At 53.0% G+C, this 20,527-nt stretch carries 17 protein-coding genes, 1 tRNA gene, 1 pseudogene and 1 riboswitch; of the genes and pseudogenes, 7 read left to right on the top strand and 12 right to left on the bottom strand.

All coding sequences use genetic code 11. From position 1 onward, the window contains the following. Nucleotides 1-113 precede the first annotated feature (113 nt). Nucleotides 114-1,793: an arginine--tRNA ligase gene (argS, locus tag CDO73_RS25445; RefSeq protein WP_088491306.1), complete on the bottom strand. Its 1,680-nt coding sequence runs from the start codon at nt 1,791-1,793 to the stop codon at nt 114-116. Then, the gene (locus CDO73_RS25440; protein ID WP_088491305.1) at nt 1,783-2,217 is read right to left on the bottom strand and encodes a YwiB family protein; all 435 of its coding nucleotides are present in this window, start codon (nt 2,215-2,217) and stop codon (nt 1,783-1,785) included. The genes argS and CDO73_RS25440 overlap by 11 nt, the downstream gene beginning before the upstream one ends. Before the next feature lie 216 nt (nt 2,218-2,433). Between CDO73_RS25440 and CDO73_RS25435 the strand changes: the two genes are divergently transcribed. Then, nucleotides 2,434-3,111 carry a DNA-3-methyladenine glycosylase gene (locus CDO73_RS25435; protein ID WP_088491304.1) on the top strand — a complete coding sequence of 226 codons (678 nt, stop codon included), beginning with the start codon at nt 2,434-2,436 and terminating at the stop codon, nt 3,109-3,111. A gap of 234 nt (nt 3,112-3,345) precedes the next feature. Here the strand turns inward: CDO73_RS25435 and CDO73_RS25430 are convergent, their stop codons facing one another. After that, nucleotides 3,346-3,858 (bottom strand): YwhD family protein, encoded by a 513-nt coding sequence (locus CDO73_RS25430; RefSeq protein ID WP_088491303.1) that lies wholly within the window; start codon nt 3,856-3,858, stop codon nt 3,346-3,348. 447 nt (nt 3,859-4,305) lie between these two features. Next, nucleotides 4,306-4,444: riboswitch (cyclic di-AMP (ydaO/yuaA leader) on the top strand. Nucleotides 4,445-4,451: 7 nt separating this feature from the next. On the opposite strand from CDO73_RS25430, the gene CDO73_RS25425 reads away from it, so the two are divergent. Next, nucleotides 4,452-4,892, top strand: a complete 441-nt coding sequence (locus CDO73_RS25425) for a C40 family peptidase (RefSeq protein WP_088491317.1) — start codon at nt 4,452-4,454, stop codon at nt 4,890-4,892. Between the two features lie 315 nt (nt 4,893-5,207). Next, nucleotides 5,208-5,729, top strand: a complete 522-nt coding sequence (locus tag CDO73_RS25420; protein ID WP_088491302.1) for a GNAT family N-acetyltransferase — start codon at nt 5,208-5,210, stop codon at nt 5,727-5,729. Here CDO73_RS25420 and rbsK read toward each other — a convergent pair. After that, nucleotides 5,675-6,694, bottom strand: a complete 1,020-nt coding sequence (gene rbsK, locus CDO73_RS25415) for a ribokinase (protein ID WP_088491301.1) — start codon at nt 6,692-6,694, stop codon at nt 5,675-5,677. The genes CDO73_RS25420 and rbsK overlap by 55 nt on opposite strands. Before the next feature lie 30 nt (nt 6,695-6,724). Beyond that, the gene (locus tag CDO73_RS25410) at nt 6,725-7,018 is read right to left on the bottom strand and encodes a hypothetical protein (RefSeq protein WP_088491300.1); all 294 of its coding nucleotides are present in this window, start codon (nt 7,016-7,018) and stop codon (nt 6,725-6,727) included. A gap of 279 nt (nt 7,019-7,297) precedes the next feature. On the opposite strand from CDO73_RS25410, the gene motA reads away from it, so the two are divergent. From motA to tadA, 3 genes and pseudogenes are all read left to right on the top strand, one after another. Beyond that, entirely contained in the window at nt 7,298-8,098 is an 801-nt protein-coding gene (gene motA / locus CDO73_RS25405) for a flagellar motor stator protein MotA (RefSeq protein ID WP_088491299.1), read from the top strand. Beyond that, nucleotides 8,082-8,933: a flagellar motor protein MotB gene (locus tag CDO73_RS25400; RefSeq protein WP_088491298.1), complete on the top strand. Its 852-nt coding sequence runs from the start codon at nt 8,082-8,084 to the stop codon at nt 8,931-8,933. Before motA ends, CDO73_RS25400 begins: the two co-directional genes overlap by 17 nt. Nucleotides 8,934-9,169: 236 nt before the next feature. After that, nucleotides 9,170-9,670, top strand: a pseudogene (tadA, locus tag CDO73_RS25395) (tRNA adenosine(34) deaminase TadA); the annotation flags it as partial. Between the two features lie 318 nt (nt 9,671-9,988). Here tadA and CDO73_RS25390 read toward each other — a convergent pair. From CDO73_RS25390 to CDO73_RS25380, 3 genes are all read right to left on the bottom strand, one after another. After that, nucleotides 9,989-11,083 carry a hypothetical protein gene (locus tag CDO73_RS25390; RefSeq protein ID WP_088491296.1) on the bottom strand — a complete coding sequence of 365 codons (1,095 nt, stop codon included), beginning with the start codon at nt 11,081-11,083 and terminating at the stop codon, nt 9,989-9,991. Between the two features lie 356 nt (nt 11,084-11,439). Continuing rightward, nucleotides 11,440-12,366: a YitT family protein gene (locus CDO73_RS25385; protein WP_088491295.1), complete on the bottom strand. Its 927-nt coding sequence runs from the start codon at nt 12,364-12,366 to the stop codon at nt 11,440-11,442. Between the two features lie 241 nt (nt 12,367-12,607). Beyond that, on the bottom strand, nt 12,608-13,549 hold the full coding sequence (locus tag CDO73_RS25380; protein WP_088491294.1) for an NAD(P)-dependent oxidoreductase: 942 nt from the start codon (nt 13,547-13,549) through the stop codon (nt 12,608-12,610). A 145-nt stretch (nt 13,550-13,694) separates the two neighbouring features. On the opposite strand from CDO73_RS25380, the gene CDO73_RS25375 reads away from it, so the two are divergent. Beyond that, nucleotides 13,695-14,579, top strand: coding sequence for a LysR family transcriptional regulator (locus CDO73_RS25375; RefSeq protein ID WP_088491293.1), 885 nt, complete (start codon nt 13,695-13,697; stop codon nt 14,577-14,579). A gap of 338 nt (nt 14,580-14,917) precedes the next feature. Here CDO73_RS25375 and CDO73_RS25370 read toward each other — a convergent pair whose 3' ends face one another. The 4 genes from CDO73_RS25370 to CDO73_RS25355 form a co-directional block, all read right to left on the bottom strand. After that, entirely contained in the window at nt 14,918-16,210 is a 1,293-nt protein-coding gene (locus CDO73_RS25370; protein ID WP_088491292.1) for a hypothetical protein, read from the bottom strand. A 1,033-nt stretch (nt 16,211-17,243) separates the two neighbouring features. Beyond that, nucleotides 17,244-17,332 (bottom strand) — tRNA-Ser (locus CDO73_RS25365). Between the two features lie 134 nt (nt 17,333-17,466). Beyond that, a complete protein-coding gene (gene serS / locus CDO73_RS25360) occupies nt 17,467-18,750 on the bottom strand; it encodes a serine--tRNA ligase (protein WP_088491291.1) in 1,284 nt (427 codons plus the stop codon). 131 nt (nt 18,751-18,881) lie between these two features. Beyond that, a complete protein-coding gene (locus tag CDO73_RS25355; protein ID WP_088491290.1) occupies nt 18,882-20,309 on the bottom strand; it encodes a D-alanyl-D-alanine carboxypeptidase family protein in 1,428 nt (475 codons plus the stop codon). Nucleotides 20,310-20,527: the final 218 nt, after the last annotated feature.

Raw genomic sequence — 20,527 nt, 5'->3', positions numbered from 1 at the left:
GATAAGTAAAACGCATCCGCGTGCAAAATGCAAGGAGCCCGAGCATTTTTGCCGCGGCGCAGGTCGAAAACGAAAGCGCGCGAACCGGCGGACCGAACCGCGCGCCTCGATCGTTACATTCGTTCGGGAGCCGATACGCCGATCAAACGCAGCACGTTGGCGATCACGACGCGTACCGCGCCCAGAAGCGCAAGACGGGCCTGAGTCAGCGCGGCGTCTTCGGTAATGAAGCGTTCCGCTTTGTAGTAGCTGTGCAGCATCGCCGATACTTCGTACACGTAGCGCGTGAGGCGGTGCGGCGCGTATCCTTCGGCGGCGATGCGGATTTCTTCCGGCAGTTCGCCGATTTTGCGCAGCAGGTCGTATTCGTGCGCGGCCGTCAATTTGCTCAGATCGACTTGATCGAGCGGAAGCACCACGACGTTCTGTTCTTCCGCTTGGCGGAAAATGCTGCAAATGCGCGCGTGCGCATACTGCACGTAGAACGCCGGATTTTCGTTCGACGTCGAAACGGCAAGGTCCATGTCGAAGTCGAGATGCGAATCCATGCTGCGCATCGTGAAGAAGTAACGCATCGGATCGACGCCCACTTCGTCCATCAGGTCTTCCATCGTGACGGCTTTGCCCGTACGTTTGGACATCTTGACCTTCTCGCCGCCTTGGAACAGGCTGACCATCTGCGCGATCAGGACGATCAGCTTGTCCGGATCGTTGCCGAGCGCCTGCATGGCCGCTTTCATCCGCGGGATATAGCCGTGGTGATCGGCGCCCCAGATGTTCATCACTTTATCGAAACCGCGCGCGTATTTGTCGCGGTGATAAGCGATATCCGGCGTCAGATACGTGTAGGTGCCGTCGTTCTTGATCAATACGCGGTCTTTGTCGTCGCCGTACTTGGTCGTTCTCAGCCAAGTCGCGCCGCCTTCTTCGAAGACTTCGCCGCGCGAACGCAGCTCGTCGAGCGCGTCGAGCACTTGGCCGTTTTCGTAGAGCGAAGTCTCGCTGAAGAAGACGTCGAAATGAACGCGGAAACGATCGAGGTCGCGGCGGATCTTCTGCATTTCTTTCTCCAGTCCGAACGTGCGCAGATACTCCATCCGCTCGCCTTGGCTCATGGAGATCAAGCGCTCGCCTTCGAGCTCGACCAATTCTTTCGCGAATCCTTTGATGTCTTCGCCGTAGTAACCGTCTTCCGGCATTTCGGCTTCGCGGCCCAGTTCTTGCAGATAACGCGCTTCAAGCGACAAACAGAGGTTCGTGACTTGATTGCCCGCGTCGTTGATATAGTATTCGCGCGTCACTTCGTACCCGGCGAAGTCCAACAGGTTGCAGAGCGCGTCGCCGACGGCGGCGCCGCGGGCATGGCCCAGGTGCAGGCTGCCGGTCGGGTTCGCGCTGACGAATTCGAGCTGCACGCGCTTGCCTTTGCCGTCTTCGATCCGTCCGTAATGCTCGCCCTGCGCGTGCACGGCGGCGACGACCGGATAGAGGTAGCTCTTGTTCAGCGTAAAGTTGATGAAGCCGGGTCCCGCGATCTCCGCCCGTTCGATGCCCGCGGCTTCGCGGTCCAAGTTCTCGAGGATCGCTTCGGCGATCATGCGCGGATTCTTCTTGGCGATCCGGGTGAGCTGCATCGCCGCGTTGGTGGACAGATCGCCGTGCGATTTGTCTTTCGGCACTTCCAGACCGATCTCCGGAATGTCGGTTTCGGCCACGAGGCCGGCTTTGGCGATCGCTTGGGCGACGGCCGTTCTTACGGTGTTCTCAAGCTGTTCGAGCGGGTTAATCGTCATGTGGATTGACTTCCTCCTGTATGGTTAAGCTAATGGAAAAGCGGCCCGAGATTACGTCTTGAACTTCCAGCTCGTATTCCCAGCGGATCTCCCCCGAAGGGCCCTGCATGCGAACGCGCAGTTCCCGGGTATGGGTAACCAGCGCGAAACGCGCGTAAGGCGATCGGTAAAAACCGGGCAGACGGCTCCCCTTGCGGAAAGACTGCTCCGATTCCACCTCGCCGTGACGGATGACTTTGAGTTCTTCCGGCGTGACTTTAAGCAGCGTGCGCACGCCTTCGCCGCTTCCGTCCGCGCCGGGTTCGGCGTAACGGACAAACAGCGATTTGTCTTTCTCGAAAAGCTGTCCGGCGAGCGTCTGCTCGACCGTTTCTTCGTCTTGGCGGCTGACGATCCGGATCAAGACGCGGTGCATGCCCGACATAAGGCTTTCGCTCCAATCACTCTAATGAAGATTTCTTCCATCATACTATAGCATATTGTAGCGTCCGGCGGTCCTTCTTCAAGCAAGTCTTGCGGAAAAAAAGGGCCGGAGACGCGACTTTTCGGCCGCTTTTCTCCCGGATTCCGATTTGCGGGAACTCTCGGCGTTTATTACGATGGGAGAAAGCGGCGAAACCCGACCGAAGGAGGAACCCCTATGCAGACTTATTCCCGCAGCGAGTCCGACAGCGGCTTCCGACCGCTGCCGGCGGCTTTGTTCGCTTCGACGGCGCTGGACGCTTCGCCCCGCCTGCTCGGGCAGACGCTCGTGCGCCGAACCGAGATCGGCGAGATCCGCAGCCGGATCATCGAAACGGAGAGCTACGGCGGCATCGAAGACAAAGGCAGCCACGCTTACGGCAACCGGCGCACTAACCGCACGGAGATTATGTTCGGTCCCGGCGGCCCGGCTTATATTTACCTCATTTACGGCATGTACCACTGCCTCAACGTGGTGACGGGCGAAGCCGATAATCCTCAGGCCGTGCTGATCCGCGCCGTGGAGCCGCTGACCGAGGAAGACGAGCGCCGCATGCGCTTTTTCCGCAAGATCCGATCGAAAAAGGCCGCCGATTTGTCGGGCGGTCCCGGCAAGCTGTGCCGGGCGCTCGACATCGACAAGTCGCTGAACGGCTGCCGATTGACCGTGCCGACCAGCCCGCTGTATCTGGAAGCCGGAGACGACGTCTCCGCGCTCGATATCGTCTGCGGACCGCGGATCAATATCGACTATGCCGAAGAATACGCGGCGAAGCCGTGGCGGTTCTTCGTCAAGAATCATCCTTACGTATCGGTCAACGATAAAGCCAATCCGCCGAAGCCTTTTTATTTGTAGCGCGCCAAGTTCGCCTTGCGGAAGACTCCGGCGCCGAAACCTATCCTGTTCGCCGGACAAAGAAAAAGCGTCCGTCCCTCTCGGGGCGCGACGCTTTTTCTGTTAGCGCGGCACGACGGCCGGACGCGAACCCGGCGTGCGGGAAATGCGCAAAACTCGCCCGCCGCCGCAGCGTCCGCTTGTTCGTCCGCTTTTCCGCGAGCGGTCCGCGCCCCGATCGCTTGACGACGCTTCTTACACGTCCAACGCTTCCTTCAACTCGTCCGGCGAGTTGTTCCACCACTCTTCGTTGTGGGTCGTCAGCAGCGTCTTCAAGGCCGCTTTGGATTCGTCGTCCATCTCGTTCAAGATGATCTTCCGTTTGATCGCGTAATCCAGTTTGTTGACGTGATCGGCGAGAATCTTGAATCCGCGCTTGGTCTCGCTGTTGATCCACATCTCGCACGCGGTCGCGCCCGCGTAACTGCCGCCTTCTTCCGTTTTGTCGACGGCTACCCAGACCAGCCATACCCGGCGTCCGCCTTCGGCATCCAGTCGTTCGGCCGTGAATTTGATGCCGCGCTCCACTTTGCTTTTGGCATGCATGGCGCCGACGTCGATCTTCGCCTCGCCTTCGTCCACGATGATCGGGGATACGTTATTTAAATTGATGGCTCCGGTGCCGAAGCCCTTATGTTTGCTGCTCTTCTGGCTGCTGCTGATGATGTTCAGACCCAGCTGTTTTTTGCCTGTTTGCTTTTCTTCCATAACGGCTTTGCCAGCCCCTTTCTCCGCGAAATACGTTCCAAATTCTTGCAAAAACTTAACCTTTTTTCATAAAACACTTCATCTTTTTCTATTCTATCCGATAAAAAGACGAAAGCAAAACAAAAAAACCAGGCTTTTATACGGATTTCCGCTTCAAAAGCGGCCGTCCGCGTATCGCCCGTCCGTAAGGATTCGTAAATTTATGTGAACATCATCTTTTTTAAACTCCGGTAAAACGCTTAACCGTGCGGTTTCTTCGTCCTTGATGGAAGGTCCATGTCAAACATGCATCAAGAACCGGCAAATAAAGGTTTGCCAACGGCTAAGTCCTTTGCTACAATGTGTTTTGTGAGTAGTAACAACTTTGTAAACTTTGATTGAAGCCATATATACACGATGCAATTAAGGACAACAAGACGATAACAACTGGAGCTTTTTCGGTGCAAACCAAGATCTAAGCCAAATTCCGGCACCGGGAAGCGGGGGAACCAGTTATGGGTGAATTGACTTCGCAACGGAGGAGTCATAGGGGGACCTTCTCAACCGAATCCTTAAGCTAACCTCGCAGGCAAAATGGAAGGGGTACAATGTCTTTGAAGAAGAAGCTGACAGCCGCAGTAATGGGTCTCGCCATCGCGTTCAGCGTTGTGACCACAGGAAACGCTCACGCAGATTCCAAAATGGACGATGTAATCGACTCTGTTCTCGGAACACCTTATCGCACTGCCGGAACCACGCCGAACGGTTTTGACTGCTCGGGATTCACCAGCTATGTGTTTGACAAGATCGGTATCGATCTGCCGCGTCAATCTTCCGCTCAATACAGCGCGGGAAGCAAAGTAAGCAAAGACGAACTGCGTGCAGGCGATCTCGTATTCTTCAATACGAACGGCCGCGGAATCTCGCATGTCGGCATTTATGTAGGCAACGGCAAATTCGCCCATTCGTCGTCTTCGAACGGAGTTCGTTACGACAACCTGAGCTCGAGTTATTATGCAGAACGTTACGTGGGCGCTGCCCGCTTCTCCAACTAAGCCGAAATCTTTACCTCTTAACAGCAGGTCCGGATTACGCTCGGTATTCGAAATGGATCATTTCCTTAAAGGTTTGAAATAAGACGCCTTTCGAGGCATCGGCCGCATTAGATGAACGCTATCATCTGGTGCGGTTTTTTCATGTCTTTTTCTTTGGGGTAAAAGTGTGAACTACCTGTTAAACGAACGAAAGGCTGAAAAGGTTTCAAACCTCCATGAAATTTTTCAACGTAATTATGATTACCCTTCTGTACAAGGCTTAAACGGGCTTTTTCCTATTTAAAGGGAATTTTTCGAACAAGGAGAGAAGTTCTTATGGATACCTTATCCTTCGAGATTCATACGATGACGGAACAAGAGGCCGAAGAGGTCTGCGGCTGGGCGTACGAGCCTCCGTACGATATTTACGGCTGGATGCCGTGGCCGGACATGCAAAAGCTCGGGATCGAATTCGGCGATCCCGAGCTGCGTGTTCAACAATACGTGACGGCGCACCGGGGCGGCGTATTTTGCGGTTTCGCCCAACTCTTTCCGCTCGGCGGCACGACCCGGCTGGGGATCGGCATGCGTCCGGATCTCTGCGGCCGCGGAATGGGCGCGCGGCTCGTACGCGCGGTCGCCGACGAAGCGCTGCGCCGCGTTCCGGGCCAAGAGATCGATCTGGAGGTGCTGACTTGGAATCAGCGGGCGATCTCGGCTTACCGCAAGGCCGGCTTCGCCATTACCGATCTGTACGAACGGATGACGCCGGAAGGCATGAAGCCGTTCTACTGCATGGTGTATCAGGCGCCGGACTCGTCGGCGGGGCTTGCGGAACCGGAAAGGCCGGCCGAATAAAGCCGGTCGACTTCCGCCTCGGCGGGCATGCCGCCCTGCGCTCCGAGGCGCGTGACGGCGAGAGCGGCCGCACAGGCGGCATAACGCGCGGCCTCGGGCAGCGCGCTCCCGCGCGCCAGCGCCACCGCCAAGGCGGCGCTGAAGCAGTCTCCGGCCCCCGTCGTATCGACGACCGGGCCGGCTTGGGCTGCCGGGACCGCTTCGGGGGTCCCGCCCTGCCGTTCAAGCACGAGCGCTCCGGCTTCGCCGAGCGTCGTGACGACGGCGCCGCCGCTCGCGGCGGCCAGCTTGCGCGCGGCGGCCGCGAGCTGCGCGTCGCCGTCCGTAGGCGCGCCCGCCAGCGCGGCAAGCTCGCCCCGGTTCGGGGTGAGCACGCTCGCGCCGCGCAGCAGCGCCTCCGGCAGCTCCGCCGCCGGAGCGGGATTGAGCACGACGATCGCGCCGGCTTCGCGCGCGATCGTCGCGGCTCTGACCGCGGCATCCAGCGGAATCTCCAGCTGGATGAGCACCGCGTCCGCCTCTTGCAGCAGGCGGACATTCTCCGGCGCGGCGATATCCTCCGCGCCGAGCGTGCCGTTGGCGCCCGGATACACCAGAATCCGGTTATCGCCGCCGGCCAGCCAGATCGACGCCGCGCCGCTCGGCGTCTCCGCGCGGCGCAGCACGCGCGATACGTCGACGCCCTCCCGCTCCAGCGCGTCCGTCATCTCCGCGCCGAAGCCGTCGTCTCCGACCGCTCCGATCATCGAGACCGTCGCGCCGAGCCGCGCGGCGCACAGCGCTTGGTTCGCGCCTTTGCCGCCGGGAAGCAGATGCATGCCGCTGCCAAGCAGCGTCTCGCCCTGTTCCGGCGCACGAGCGCTTTCCATGACGATATCCATGTTCAAGCTGCCGACGACTACGATCGTCGGCGCTGCCTTATCATGTTCTTTGCGCCCAGCTTGTTTTCGTTTCTTTTCCTCCATCGTTCGGGACCTCCGTTCTTCCTTCTTCCTCTAGATCAGAGGCACGAAGGTCATCTGCTTCTCGCCGATCAGGATATTGATGCGATGCAAGATCGAATCGTGAATCACTACCGCGCTGCCTACGTCGATCGACGGCTGCGTGCCGAGCGCGTAGAACAGATCTTCGGCTAACGCTTCGTGCACTTCTAAGCGTTCTTCCCCGCCGAGCCGTTCCCAATCTTCCGAATCCATCTCGAAGAAGAGATAGCTGTCCGGAATCAATGAGACCGCTTTCGTCAGATCCTGCAAAATTTCCCCGTAATCTCTGCCATGCTTCACGCCCATGTGTGCCGCTCCTTTATTTGTCCATTATATAAACCTTATTGTCTTATTTTCATTATACAGCACTTTAAGTCTTAAAAAAAAAGCTCCCCCCGTCGATAAAAAACATATCGAGTTGCAAACTGTTTTCAAGCCGGTATCGTCCGGAAACATCGTCGCTACTATAGCAGCAGTCGACAAGGCCGCTTTTAAGGTCGCAAGTTTGCCGATTGCCGTTCGCACAGGCCAGGGATGGCCGAAGCGCGTTAGGAAAGTTTATATTCTCATGGATGAGGTGCTTGCATGGAATTATCGTCTATTATTGGTTTTGTACTCGCAATAATCTCGATCTTCGTCGGTATGATTCTCAAAGGGGCTCCGCTCGGCTCTTTGATGGTACCGGCGGCCTATCTGATTATCATCGGGGGTACGGTATCGACGGTCTTCATCGGTTTCCCGATGAGCGACCTGAAAAGCGTGCCGAAGCTCTTCAAGATCGTCTTTTTTAAGCCCAAAACGATTGACAAGACCGAGTTGGTCGGCATGTTCATGGAATGGGCCTCCATTACCCGTCGCGAAGGCTTGCTTGCACTCGAATCCAAAGTGGACGAGATCGACGACGATTTCCTCCGCAACGGAATGCGGATGATCATCGACGGTAACGATCAGGAATTCGTCAGCGACGTCTTGATGGAAGATATTCACGCGATGGAAGAACGTCACCGGACCGGCGCGCAGATCTTTGCGCAAGCCGGGATGTACGCGCCGACGCTGGGCGTACTCGGAGCCGTGGTCGGCCTGATCGCCGCGCTCGGCGAATTGTCCGACATGAACAAACTGGCCCACGCCATCGCGGCCGCGTTCATCGCGACGCTGCTCGGGATCTTCGTCGGTTATGTCGTATCCCACCCGATCTCGAACAAACTGAAACGCGTCTCCAAAAAAGAAGTCGAAGTCCGCATGATGATGGTCGAAGGACTGTTGTCGATTCAATCCGGGGTATCGACGATCGCCATCAATCAGAAGCTGTCCGTGTTCTTGACGCCTACCGAGCGCAAGAAATTAGAAGAAAAGGGAGGCGACTCGGGTGGCCAAGAAAGCTAGAGCCGAACACCACGAAGAGCATGCCGACGAGAGTTGGCTTCTTCCCTATTCCGACTTGATGACGCTTCTGCTTGCCCTGTTCATCGTATTGTACGCGATGAGTTCCGCCAACGTCAGCAAATTCGAAGCGATGGCCGAAGCGTTCGACTCCGTGTTCCACGGAGGCAAAAGCGTAATGGACCATACCTCTACGACCGATGCCAGCAAAAAGCAGGACGGCACCAAAACAGAGTCGCAGCAGAAGCAGTCCATTCAACAAATGGCCCAGCAGGCGGAAGCCAGAAAGAAAGATTCGGCCAACGAATCGCTGGCTAAGTTGAAACAAAAAGAGCAAGAAGATCTGACCAAACTCCAAAAGCAGCTCGATAGCTATATCGCCAAAAACGGTCTCAACAGTCAGTTGGATACGAATCTGAATCAGTCGCAGCTTCTGATCACGATCAGCGACAAAGCTTTGTTCGCTTCCGGCGATGCGGTCGTCAAACCGAGTTCCCGGACGCTGGCCGCATCGATCGCGAACATTCTCAAGAACTTCCCGGGTTATAACATTCAGGTCATCGGCCATACGGATAACGTGCCGATCTTGAACAGCCAATTCAAATCCAACTGGGATCTGAGTTCTTCGCGGGCCAACAACTTCATGCAGGTTCTGCTGAAGAACCCGAATCTCGATCCGGTACGCTTTACTTCGATCGCGGCAGGCGAATACCATCCGGTAGCCTCGAACGCGACGGAAGCGGGACGCGCGCAGAATCGTCGCGTCGAAGTCTCGATCATTCGGAATTACCAAGACGGAACCAACACGATCAGCACCACGAATCCGACTTCGCCTTGATCGGCCGACCGAAAACCTCTTTCTTCGGAAAGAGGTTTTCTTCGTTATTTCCGCATATTTTCGATGAAAAAAATTATCCACAGGTGATTCACAAATCCACAAACGAAATGTAGAATATGTGCATAACACTGTGGACTACCGCTTAGTTATCCACAATTTTGTGCACACTCTGTTAACAAACGAATGTTTGTTCGATGAATAGAGGCTGAACAAACCTACGGAAGGGGCTTTATTTTTTGGACGTTTCCACCTTAGAATCTGATCCGCTGATCCACGAATATTGGATGCGCTTCGCGATCGAGGAAGCTCGCAAAGCGGAAGCGATCGGCGAAGTTCCGATCGGCGCCGTCATCGTGCGCGGCGGCGAGATCGTCGGACGCGGCTATAATCTGCGCGAGACGACGCATGACGCTACCGCCCATGCCGAAATGATCGCGATCCGCGAAGCCAGCGAACGAATCGGGGCTTGGCGGCTGCTGGATTGCACGTTATACGTCACTTTGGAACCTTGCCCGATGTGCGCCGGCGCGATCGTGCAAGGCCGCGTGCCGCTGGTCGTATACGGAACGCCCGATCCCAAAGCCGGCTGCGCCGGCACGCTCATGAATCTGCTTCAAGAACCGCGGTTCAATCATCGTACCGAGTCGATCGAAGGCGTGCTGCAAGAAGAATGTTCCGCGCTGCTGTCGGATTTCTTCCGCGGACTGCGACAACGCCTCAAAGAACGCAAGATGCTGCTCAAAGCGTCCGAGTCCGTCGCATCCGACAAAAAAGCAGAAGATCCGGAACTGCCGGGCTCGGAATAAGGCCGATCCCGACGCTTCGACTCTCGCCGGGCGAAGAACGGTAAATCCGAACGCAAAAGAAGCGGCTCCCGCGAGAGGGCCGCTTCTTTTTTTGTCCGGTTCAAGCCGAAGCTTCAGACCGAATTCAATATCTGGTCGACAAGATTAGTCGTACGCTGACCGCTTAAGAGGTTAGGTTTCGCCCTTCAAAAACCGCTTGAACCGTGCGTGTTTCCGAAAGGCTCAAACCTTAAATTCAATGCGGTCAACTTAGTAGTTCATGTTTTCCAGTTCGTCCAGCGTGATCGTGTCTGTCGGGATACCGACTTCGAACGTTTGTTTTTCGTTCACTTTGCTGTACGTCGACGAACCGACCAGCGATACTTTACCCGACGTATCGGATTCCGGATCTTGGAAGTTCACGTCGATCGTCGCTTTTTGGTAAACCGGGAATTTATCTTTGTTCAGCGCCGTATCCATTTGGAACGTGTTGACGGTCAGATAATTTTTCAGTTCGTCCAGGTTTTTGTTCATTTCTTCGTTGTCTTTCGTGCTCAGCTCGGTCTTCGCGTCTTTGAGATCTTGTTCGGTCAAGCCGAGCATCTCGCGATATTCCGGCGTGTCGAGCGTTTCGATGACTTTCGGCAGCGCTACGTTCACCAATGTCGTGATCGCGTCTTTGACGTTATCGTTCGTCACTTCGAAGCGTACGACGTCTTCGGCTTTGACGCCTTCAGGCAGTCCGGCGTCGCCGGCCGCGATCTTCTTGAAGTATTTGCCTTCGTCGAAGCTGTCCAGTACGGCCGAGCTCATGTCCGCGCTCAGTTTTTGCGTGTTTTTCGGATCCAGCATGGCTTCGTTGAACTCCGTGCCTTGTTCCGCGGCCAGTTCTTTCATATCGATCTCGATGAATTTGCCGACCAAGTTTTCAGGCAGCGGCAGCAGCGCGATGTTCGGAACTTTGACGTACATTTTTTCTTTGGTCATCACGATCGGCAGTTTGATCGTCATTTCCATATCGCCTTTCAGCTTCACTTCAAGGTTCATTTCCGTTTGCATCGGATCGGCTTGGTAAGTCGTTTTCACGTTGAACTCCGCGCCTTTGAGCATGCTTACGACTTGATCCACGCTGGCGGAATCCATGCTTTCGGCAGGCATTTTCACGGTCAATTCGTTGATCGTGAAGTTGCTGTTCGCTTCATAAGCCGTTGCGGCCATCGTGCTCGTTACCGATTGCTTAAGCAGCGCTTTCGGCGAGTCGTCCACTTTCGCGGCCGGATTCGCGGCGTTGTTTCCGCAGCCCGACAATACCAACGTTCCCGCCATCATGACGGCGCCCATGCTTCCGAACAATTTCTTTTTCATAATTTTTGTTCTCCCCTATCGTATCTGTATGTGTTTTCAAAACGTCCTTATACCCTATAACCCGACCTTCCGAATCCTAAACCCCGATAAGAGATCAAGTGTTCCGGACTCGTCTAAGTATACGTGAATATTTTTCGAAAAGTTTCAAAATATCAAAAATGGACACTAAGACTTACAAAAAAAACAGGACCCAAGAGCTACACAAGTTCTTAGGTCCTGCCTTATTCTCCTTTTATTCACATTCTTAATGTTAGTAACCTTTCAACTTTTAATCACAGGCTTACGTTTTCCTGAAACGCACGTGCTTCTAGTACGATTCAGGGAAGCGTATGCCTACCTTTAGTGTTGACAAGGTGTTAGTGAATATCTTTTTTCTTGAAACGGCCGCCTTTGACGTCATGGATGTTGCCGATCGCCAGAAAAGCTTTGTCGTCGAATTGGTTCACGATCTCTTTGAGTTTGGCTTCTTCGAGCCTTGTGATTACGCAGAAAATGACTTTTTTCGGATCGCCCGTAAAACCGCCTTCGCCGGCCAGATACGTCACGCCGCGTCCCAAACGATCCAGGATCGCGTTGCCGATATCGTCGATCTGGTCGCTGATGATCCAGACCGATTTGGATTCGTTCATGCCTTCAATCGTGACGTCGATCATCTTGTAGGCGATGTAATAAGCGAGCATCGAGAACAGCGCGCTGTTCCAGTCATAGACGAAGCCGGCCGCCGATAAGATGAACAGGTTGAAGAACATGACGATCTCGCCTACGGAAAAGGCGGTTTTGCGGGAGATCAGGATGGCGACGATCTCGGTTCCGTCCAGCGATCCGCCGTTGCGAATCACGAGGCCGGTGCCGACGCCGAGAAAGATGCCGCCGAATACGAAGGCCAGCAGCGTATCTTGAACGAAGGCTTGAACCGGATGAAGCAGAACGGTGCCGATCGACAGAACGGTAATGCCGAGCAATGTGGATAACGCGAACGTCTTGCCGATTTGTTTGTATCCGATGATGAGAAAAGGAAGGTTGAAAACAAACAGGAAAATCCCCAGTTTCCATTCGGTCAAAAACGAGGTCATGACCGAGACTCCGGTAATCCCTCCGTCGGTAATCTTATTGGGGACGAGGAACAGCTCTAACGCGACCGCGACAAGAATGGCTCCGAGCACGATAAAAAAGGATCTGACGAAAATTTGCTTGAAGGTGCGTTTACCGTGTTTGCGCGGCTGCGCGTTTCTGGGCTTCCGATTTGGGAGGGTGTTTGAAGACGGCACAACGGATTCGGTCATCGTTCACGTTCCTTCCATATAAATATAGATTGATCATTCGATAGAAGTCTCTCCTTTGACGGATCGTATGAACAAGCAGACAATCGTATACGAGCGCATACATAGACGTGTACTCCAATTATGCCACACTTTTTTAAGCTTTGTCTCGATTATCCTTCGTTTTCCGGCAAAAGGTCGCTCTTCCCGAAGAAAGAGCGACCGCGGACCTGCGAATAGGCCGAAAACGTTCGGAAACGGAGGATTACAGTTGATTCAGCTTGCTTTCCGGCTCTTCGCCGTTTTCTACCCGCTTGATATTCCGAATAAAGAAATCGTATCTTTTCTGATGAAATTTGCGTCCGTCCGGCATGCCGGCCGTATGCGGGGTCAGAATCACGTGATCCAGATCCCGAAGTTCGCTGTCCGGCGGAAGCGGTTCGGTATCGAACACGTCCAGACACGCGCCTGCAAGTTCTCCTTTTTTCAACGCGTCGATCAGATCGCTTTCGTTCACGATTTTCCCGCGCGACGTATTGATGAGCAGCGCCGCGTTTTTCATTTTCTCGAAAACGGCTTTGTCGATCGAACGCTGCGTCTGCGGATTCAATGCCGCATGTATGCTGACGATATCCGATGTACGCAGCAGCGTATCCAGATCCGTCATTTCGGCTTGCCCGCCGGACTGCTCGGCATGCCTCGAATGTGCCAATACCCGCATATCGAAAGCGCCGCACAGCGCCGCGACTTTCTGCCCGATCGCGCCCCACCCGACGATTCCGATCGTTTTGCCGCTTAATTCGCTTCCCGTATAGTCCAATTCGTCCTCGCTTATGCGCTTTTTCATGAAGCCGTCCAGAAACGGGATGTTCTTATAGTAGGCCAGCATCAGCGCCATGACATGTTCGGCTACCGCCTGTGCGTTCACGCCCGAAGCGTTGGCCGCCCAGATGCCGAGCCGCGTGCAGGCCGAAATATCCACGTTATCGAAGCCCGCGCCGGTCTGCACCAATCGCAGCTTCGGGGCCGAAGCCAACAGATCATGATCGACTTGGACATGTTCCGGAATGAGTACCTGACAATCTCCGAGATGGCGCTGCATATCCGGCCCGGGCGGGACGATGGCCACCTCCCAGTCTGCGGGAAAACAGGCGGAAATCTTGGATTTGGCGATTTCGTTGAAATGGCCGACGAGTAAAATTTTCATGATCGGTTCCCCTTTCTTCTATAATAAAGCTCGATTTGACTCCGGACCTGATCTCGCAGTAATTTTAAACCTAGCGAATCATGATGTAAAACTTAAATATTCGGCAAAGAATATGAACATTTTCGATAAGTCAGGAGGAAATCCGATGTATTTTCCGGGGATCGAAGCTTTTCTGGCGATCGTGCGCACGCAAAGTATCAGCAAAGCGGCGGAATGGCTGCATCTGTCGCAAACTACGGTAAGCTATCGGCTGAAGACGTTGGAACAAGAGATGGGCGGCATTCTGGTCGAACGCAAAAAAGGCGCGTCCAAGATCGGATTGACGCCGAAAGGAGAAAACTTTTTCAGTATCGCGGAACGATGGGAGGCGTTATCGAGAGAAACGCAGATCTTGCAGGCCGGCGGTTCGCCGCTCAGTCTGGCGATCGGCGCCGCCGAGAGCATCAGTCATTTCGTTCTGCCTCCTTTGTACGAAAAGCTTAGTGGGCATGACCCGTCGATCCGACTGCAAATTCGTACGCAGCATACGCAGGAAGCGTTCGACAGCATCGAGCGGCGCGAAATGGACGTGGCGTTCGTGGTGCGGGAGATCGTATCGCCCAGCGTCACCGTTAAGCCTTTTCATGCGGAAGAGATGGTGCTGCTGCGGCTGGCTGCGGAAGGAAGGCATAGCGGAGATACGGTCGAGACGGAAGAACTGGCGGCCGAACACGAAGTCTTTATCAATTGGAACAAAGAATTTCAATTCCGGCACGACCAGTGGTGGGACCCGCTCTGCCCGTCGCGCGTGCATCTGGATACGGCCGGACTGATTACGACGTTCTTGCGCGATCCCGTACAATGGGCGATCGTCCCGGCTTCGATCGGCGCGCATATGCTGCGGCTCGGCGATTTCGTTCTTCAGAAGCTCTCGATCTCGCTGCCTCCGAGAGTCTGCTATAAAGTCACGCATAAGTTCCCGAACCAAGGGCTGCAAGAACCGCTTCGGATCATGGACGATTATTTGCGGGAGATCTTCGGGGGAGCGTAAGCGGTCAGGAACGACAAAAAACGCACTTTGCCGCTATCCAACGGTAAAGTGCGTTTCGTTTAAACCCGCCGCAATCGCTTGCCGCGCGGGTGTCTATGCAAACTGGCGGAGAGGATGGGATTCGAACCCATGTGGGCTTGCACCCTAACGGTTTTCAAGACCGCCCCTTATATAGAAAGCCCGCCAACCCTTGATATAACTGAGATAACAATACTTGATTGTCGATTTACTACAGCGGTTTAAAATGAACATGTGTTATGATATATGACCGTTGAACAAACTAATTCTAATCCTCTTACTTTGTTCAGTCAATAAATTCTCTCTAGCTTACGCAAATCTTATTCTTTGGGTCTCATGAAGCTATTCAAATACTGGATCATTTCCAAGTAGTCTTCATCTGTAGGCTGGCGGTGATAGTCTTTATCTGGGTGATCGTTCCTTTGAAGCATTCGTACATTAGCAGTGTCTAAAGCCATTTCTAACCTAACTACGCGATAGCCGCCACTTGAAAATTCTCGGGTAAGCTTTAATTCTTCTACTTTTTCATGAGTCTTCAAGATAGGCAAATTAAACCAATATACATCATCTGTAGAAATACATTTGAATCCTCTATCAGAAATATGAACTGATGCATATTCTTTTGTATCTGTTTCTCTAAGGTTTCTAAACTTGATTCCAACTATTTCACCTTGCTCATTTTGTTGCATCGTTGACGCAATTTTCGATAATACAGCGTAAGAAATATACTCCCTGGTATCAAACATACCCTCTGATCCTACACCAAGGTTACTCTCAATTTCTAAAACGAATCTATCTATTGACTCGTTAAAATCCTTCAATCTTTCTTCAGCCGCTGCTCTCTTTTTGCCCAATATATCTTCTTCCAGCAAATATAGAGTTTTATTGAACCCTCTAATTTCTTTCAAGTTTACATTGGGTGTAAATGAGTGTATGTGGTCGAGAGTTCTTTTAATTCTCTTACTCATTTGTCCAACTTCTTCTTTATCAGTTTCAAGATTATCGACATCTTTTACACGAATGTGACCTAAGCCATTAAGAAAATCAAATTCAATTAAAGTTGGATAAGTCACCAGAACTTGATCTCTATTTTTTCCACCTAGAGTAACCAATTCTCTATCTAAAAGCAAGATTCTAAGGGATTCAATACTACCGTCAGTTTCATAAACTCTATAAGAACACGCAACAAAATCCAATCCTTTAGCATCCTTAGAAATATTGCTCAAGATTTTCTTATCCTGAGAAACGCCCCAAGATTGTAGAACAGCCAACACAGCATCAGTATCATTCAATGCGATACTGTGACTATCAATTTTGAAAAGATACGCATTCATCAAGCTATCTTCCAAAACTCTAAATAAAACCTCATCAAGTTCAGTTTCTGTTATGAGACCTTTCTCAACACCAAAAGCCAAGGTTTCACAAGTTACCAGTTTGGAATCACTTTGTTTAGACTCAAGCAAGCTAGCCTTAACTTCTTGATAAGTCTCCTCAAAGTTCTCAAACTTTTTTTCACCCATACAGCCAGTAGCATTAAGCTGCTTCTTGATCTTCTCTTTTCCAAGATATTGCTGAAAATACATCAAACTCTCTACTAATTCCGCTCTTCTCATTATAATTTAGCTCCTTCATATTGTTTGGGTCAGAGGAATTTATTCACACTTCCGAATAAATAATTTCCTCCTCTATTTGAAGGGAGCAATACTTAAGTTCTTATGTAACAATATCAAATAAATTACGCCTAAAATCGTTGAAACTCTTGATAAAGACGAAAATTTCTGATACTATTTGTAGCGTAGCTTAAAGAAATTACTACTTTATGGTGTTGGCGCACCATAACACAAGATTAAGTTTGTCCAATTGTAAACACTTTCCTCGACCCTGATATTAATATATCATGGTCTATTTCTGTTTGTCAATCACATGTTTTTAAAATGGCTTCAGACGCTCAGAAATGGCCCTCTATTCGTTTCTGTGAACAATCAAATTATATACTCTTAAAATCTACAAGAATCGCTTAGAAGCGATTTTAGAACGTCTCACACGCGGAACGAATGTTCTTCTTTTATTATATCACACTTCTATAGTATAGATGTTATTAAAATAGCCGCCCTTAGGGGCGGCTTTATTCTTTTTCTGCCTCATATTTCAAAATCACTTATATTCTCTATCTATGAAATTTCTTATACTGCTCTCGAAGATCGCCTTCACTGTTCTCAGTCTGATGTTAATCGTAGACGGCATCAGTTTCCGTACAGTCAGCATATGCGAAATCCAAGCTCAAATCACATCGCGGTTCGGTACAAAGTTATCCAGACCGCTATACTCCGAAGACAAGAATTGCCGGAACCAACGCATGTGCTTGCGATAGTCCTCCAAGGTGCGTTCTGCTGCTCCAACCGAGACGTTTCCAAAACCGATGGACTCAGGCGGTCTAAGAACTGCTGGGGAATGTCCAAATTATTCTTCCGCTGCCCGCGTTTACGCGGTTTGTCACCCATGTTTGTACTCATATTTCTCTACCTCCGTCAGATGTTTATCCAACGGTCACGAACACAAAAAAACGCACCACACCGCTATCCAACGGTAAAGTGCGTTTCAGCCAACCTTGCTATAAAGCCTTATATAACAAGGATATTATTAAACTGGCGGAGAGGATGGGATTCGAACCCATGTGGGCTTGCACCCTAACGGTTTTCAAGACCGCCCCGTTATGACCGCTTCGGTACCTCTCCATGCAAAAGAAATGATAGGCGTCGAGCCACTCCAAAAAGCGGCGCAACACCTATCATTCTACCTTATCCGCAGGGCACGCGCAAGGCAAGAAATCGACTGTACAGCCGGCTGTCTTGCCTATTCGCTTTGCGATTTACGCTTGCGGAGCGATGACTTTGACGCCGCGCATGTACGGCTGAAGCACTTCCGGAATCAGGACGCTGCCGTCTTCCTGCTGATAGTTCTCCAGAATGGCGGCGACCGTACGGCCTACGGCCAGTCCCGAGCCGTTCAGCGTGTGCACGAATTCCGGCTTGCCTTTCGGTTCGCGGCGGAAACGGATGCTGGCGCGGCGCGCTTGGAAATCTTCGACGTTCGAGCACGACGAGATCTCGCGGTACATGCCGCTCTCCGGCAGCCAGACTTCGAGGTCGTACGTTTTCGCGGCCGTGAAGCCCATATCCGCCGTGCAGAGCACGATGACGCGGTAAGGCAGGCCGAGCAATTGCAGCACGCGCTCGGCGTTCGCCGTCATTTGTTCCAATTCGTCGTAGGAATGATCCGGATGCACGATCTTGATCATTTCGACTTTGTTGAATTGGTGCTGACGGATCAGGCCGCGCGTATCGCGTCCCGCCGAACCGGCTTCGGAACGGAAGCAGGCGCTGTAGGCGATATATTTTTTCGGCAGATCTTCGGCTTCGAGAATCTCGTCGCGGTGGTAGTTGGTCACCGGAACCTCGGCCGTCGGGATCAGATAATATTCGGTGTCTTTGAGCTTGAACAGATCTTCTTCGAACTTCGGCAGTTGGCCGGTTCCGTACAGGCTGTCCTGATTGACGATGTACGGAGGCAGCATCTCTTCGTAGCCGTGTTCTTCGCTGTGCAGATCCATCATAAAGTTGATCAGCGCGCGTTCCAGACGGGCTCCGAGCCCTTTATAGAAGGTAAAGCGCGAACCCGTTACTTTGGCAGCCGCTTCGAAATCGAGAATGCCGAGGTTCTGCGCCGTTTCCCAATGGGCTTTCGGCGTAAAATCGAACTCGCGCGGTTCGCCTACGCGGCGAATCTCCACGTTATCGTCTTCGGACGCGCCGATCGGCACCGCTTCGTTCGGAATGTTCGGAATCGCCATCGTGATCGCGTCGATCTCGGTTTCCAATCCGCGAACCTCTTCGTCCAGCTGCTTGATCCGGTCGGATACCTGACGCATCTCCGCGATCAGGTCGTCCGCGTTCTCGCGGTTCTTTTTCAACTGGGCCACTTCCGCCGAAACGGTGTTCCGACGGTTCTTCAGCGTCTCCACTTCCTGCAGCTTCTCGCGGCGTTCGCCGTCGAGACGAGGGAAATTCGCGATCAGATCTTCGGATTTGCCGCGGTTCGCCAAAGCCTGCTTCACGCGGTCATAATCGTTTCTCAATATTTTTACATCCAACACGGGATCTTCATCCTTTCGCTTGTCCGGACCTGGTTTTGCGCACCATGCCAGTATCGTATTCGTACAGCCGGTAGTCGCCATTCATTTAATTTTACAGCAGGGACTAACCAGATACAATCGGTATGTGCCCATTAGAACAGGTTTTTGATGCCTTCGAACAGGTCGGAGAAGAAGCCGCCGATCGCTCTCATCAGCTGCTTGAACCATCCGGCTTTCTCGACGTCCGCCGAAGCGACGAGATCGACGGTCTTGGTCTGCGGCTGCGCCATTCCGGCCGCTTGATACGTATAGGTTGCCGTACCGACTTTGTCGCCTTTGGCGACCGGCGCTTCCAGACCGGACTCGAGGCTCGTTTGAACCTTCAGACCGCTGGCGTCCGCGCCTTTGGGCACGACGAAGCTGATCGCTTTGGACGTTTCGTACGATACGGTTTCTTCTTTGCCTTTGGTTACCGCGATCGGCTCTTCGCCTTCGAGCGCTTGATTCGCCGCGACCATTTGCTTGATCTCGAAGTTGTTGAAGCCGTAATCGAGCACTTTGCGGGTCTCCACGAAACGCGAACCTTGATTCTTGACGTCCGTGCCCATGACGACGCTGATCAGACGCATTCCGTCGCGAACGGCCGTACCCGTGAAGTTATTGCCCGCCGCATTGGTGTGTCCGGTCTTCAATCCGTCGAGGCCTTTGTACGCGTAAGCTTTCAAGTTCGGAACGCTCGCGTTGGATTCCAGCATCCAGTCCAGATTGTCGATCTTGCCGTTCGAACCCGGGCGGAACTGGTACGACGGAAGCTTCGTGAAATCGCTGAAATCCGGGTGATCCGTCACGATATATTTCGCCAAAGTCGCCGCGTCGAGCGCCGACATCACGGTCTCTTTGCCGTCGGACGGACGTGTGCCGTCCGGCATATCGGCAATATCCAGACCTGTCGAGTTGGCAAAATGCGCCGTTTTCATGCCCATGCGCTTGGCTTCGCTGTTCATCAGCTTCACGAATTCCTGCTCGGTCGGCGCAACGGTCTCCGCCAGCGCGACCGTCGCGTCGTTCGCGGAACCGATCGCCATCGCGATATACAGTTCTTTGACGGTATGCTGGTCGCCTTCGGCCAAGAAGACGCGCGAGCCGACCTGCGCTGCGGCGTTTTTGCTCACGGTTACGGTATCTTCCCATTTCATCTTGCCTTGTTTGACTTGTTCGGCGACGATGTATTCGGTCATCATCTTGGTCATGCTGGCCGGCGGAAGCGCGGTACCCGCGTCCACGGATAGAATGACTTCGCCGGTCGTCGGTTCGAGCAGTACCGCCGATTTGACGGCAAGCCCCAGACTTTCGACGCTCGGGATCGCTTTTTGCGCGGTTGCCGCCGGTTTGGCCGCCGTCGTGTCGGCTTTTTGCGTTTGGGTCGTGTCCGCTGCGGCGCTGGCCAGATTGGCCGGGACGACGGATAGGCAGAGCATATGGATAAGCAGAACCGAAGCGGCGCTTCTTTTCAGGAATTTGGGCTGAGCAAAACGGTTCTTCTCGACTTTGGTCTTATAAGTAAAGGTTGTGCGTTTCAATGGATAAGTACTCCCCTCGTGCTGAGTGTCTTGGCATACCTTATTAGTCTAACACAGGGTTGGGCGGCGTGTCTTCCCGGGGCGCGGGAAAGTCCTGTGCGTTTAAAAGGCTGGAGGGCTCCGGGGAAACTTCGTTTCGGCCGCGTGTTGTAATTGGGAAGCTCTGATTGGAATCAACAAGGAAGCCTCCCAATTACAAAGGCGGTCGCTATCGCTCC

Origin of the sequence: Saccharibacillus sp. O23, from assembly GCF_002205895.1 — a bacterium.
Taxonomy (GTDB): Bacteria; Bacillota; Bacilli; order Paenibacillales; family Paenibacillaceae; genus Saccharibacillus.
Note: the sequence above shows the minus strand (reverse complement) of the source record. Positions and strands in the feature narration are given on the sequence as shown.

Excerpts from the sequence above, each read along its gene's own strand:
- argS (WP_088491306.1), bottom strand. The coding sequence starts at position 1,793 with ATGACGATTAACCCGCTCGAACAGCTTGAGAACACCGTAAGAACGGCC.
- CDO73_RS25440 (WP_088491305.1), bottom strand. The coding sequence starts at position 2,217 with ATGTCGGGCATGCACCGCGTCTTGATCCGGATCGTCAGCCGCCAAGAC.
- CDO73_RS25435 (WP_088491304.1), top strand. The coding sequence starts at position 2,434 with ATGCAGACTTATTCCCGCAGCGAGTCCGACAGCGGCTTCCGACCGCTG.
- CDO73_RS25430 (WP_088491303.1), bottom strand. The coding sequence starts at position 3,858 with ATGGAAGAAAAGCAAACAGGCAAAAAACAGCTGGGTCTGAACATCATC.
- CDO73_RS25420 (WP_088491302.1), top strand. The coding sequence starts at position 5,208 with ATGGATACCTTATCCTTCGAGATTCATACGATGACGGAACAAGAGGCC.
- rbsK (WP_088491301.1), bottom strand. The coding sequence starts at position 6,694 with ATGGAGGAAAAGAAACGAAAACAAGCTGGGCGCAAAGAACATGATAAG.
- CDO73_RS25410 (WP_088491300.1), bottom strand. The coding sequence starts at position 7,018 with ATGGGCGTGAAGCATGGCAGAGATTACGGGGAAATTTTGCAGGATCTG.
- motA (WP_088491299.1), top strand. The coding sequence starts at position 7,298 with ATGGAATTATCGTCTATTATTGGTTTTGTACTCGCAATAATCTCGATC.
- CDO73_RS25390 (WP_088491296.1), bottom strand. The coding sequence starts at position 11,083 with ATGAAAAAGAAATTGTTCGGAAGCATGGGCGCCGTCATGATGGCGGGA.
- CDO73_RS25385 (WP_088491295.1), bottom strand. The coding sequence starts at position 12,366 with ATGACCGAATCCGTTGTGCCGTCTTCAAACACCCTCCCAAATCGGAAG.
- CDO73_RS25380 (WP_088491294.1), bottom strand. The coding sequence starts at position 13,549 with ATGAAAATTTTACTCGTCGGCCATTTCAACGAAATCGCCAAATCCAAG.
- CDO73_RS25375 (WP_088491293.1), top strand. The coding sequence starts at position 13,695 with ATGTATTTTCCGGGGATCGAAGCTTTTCTGGCGATCGTGCGCACGCAA.
- CDO73_RS25370 (WP_088491292.1), bottom strand. The coding sequence starts at position 16,210 with ATGAGAAGAGCGGAATTAGTAGAGAGTTTGATGTATTTTCAGCAATAT.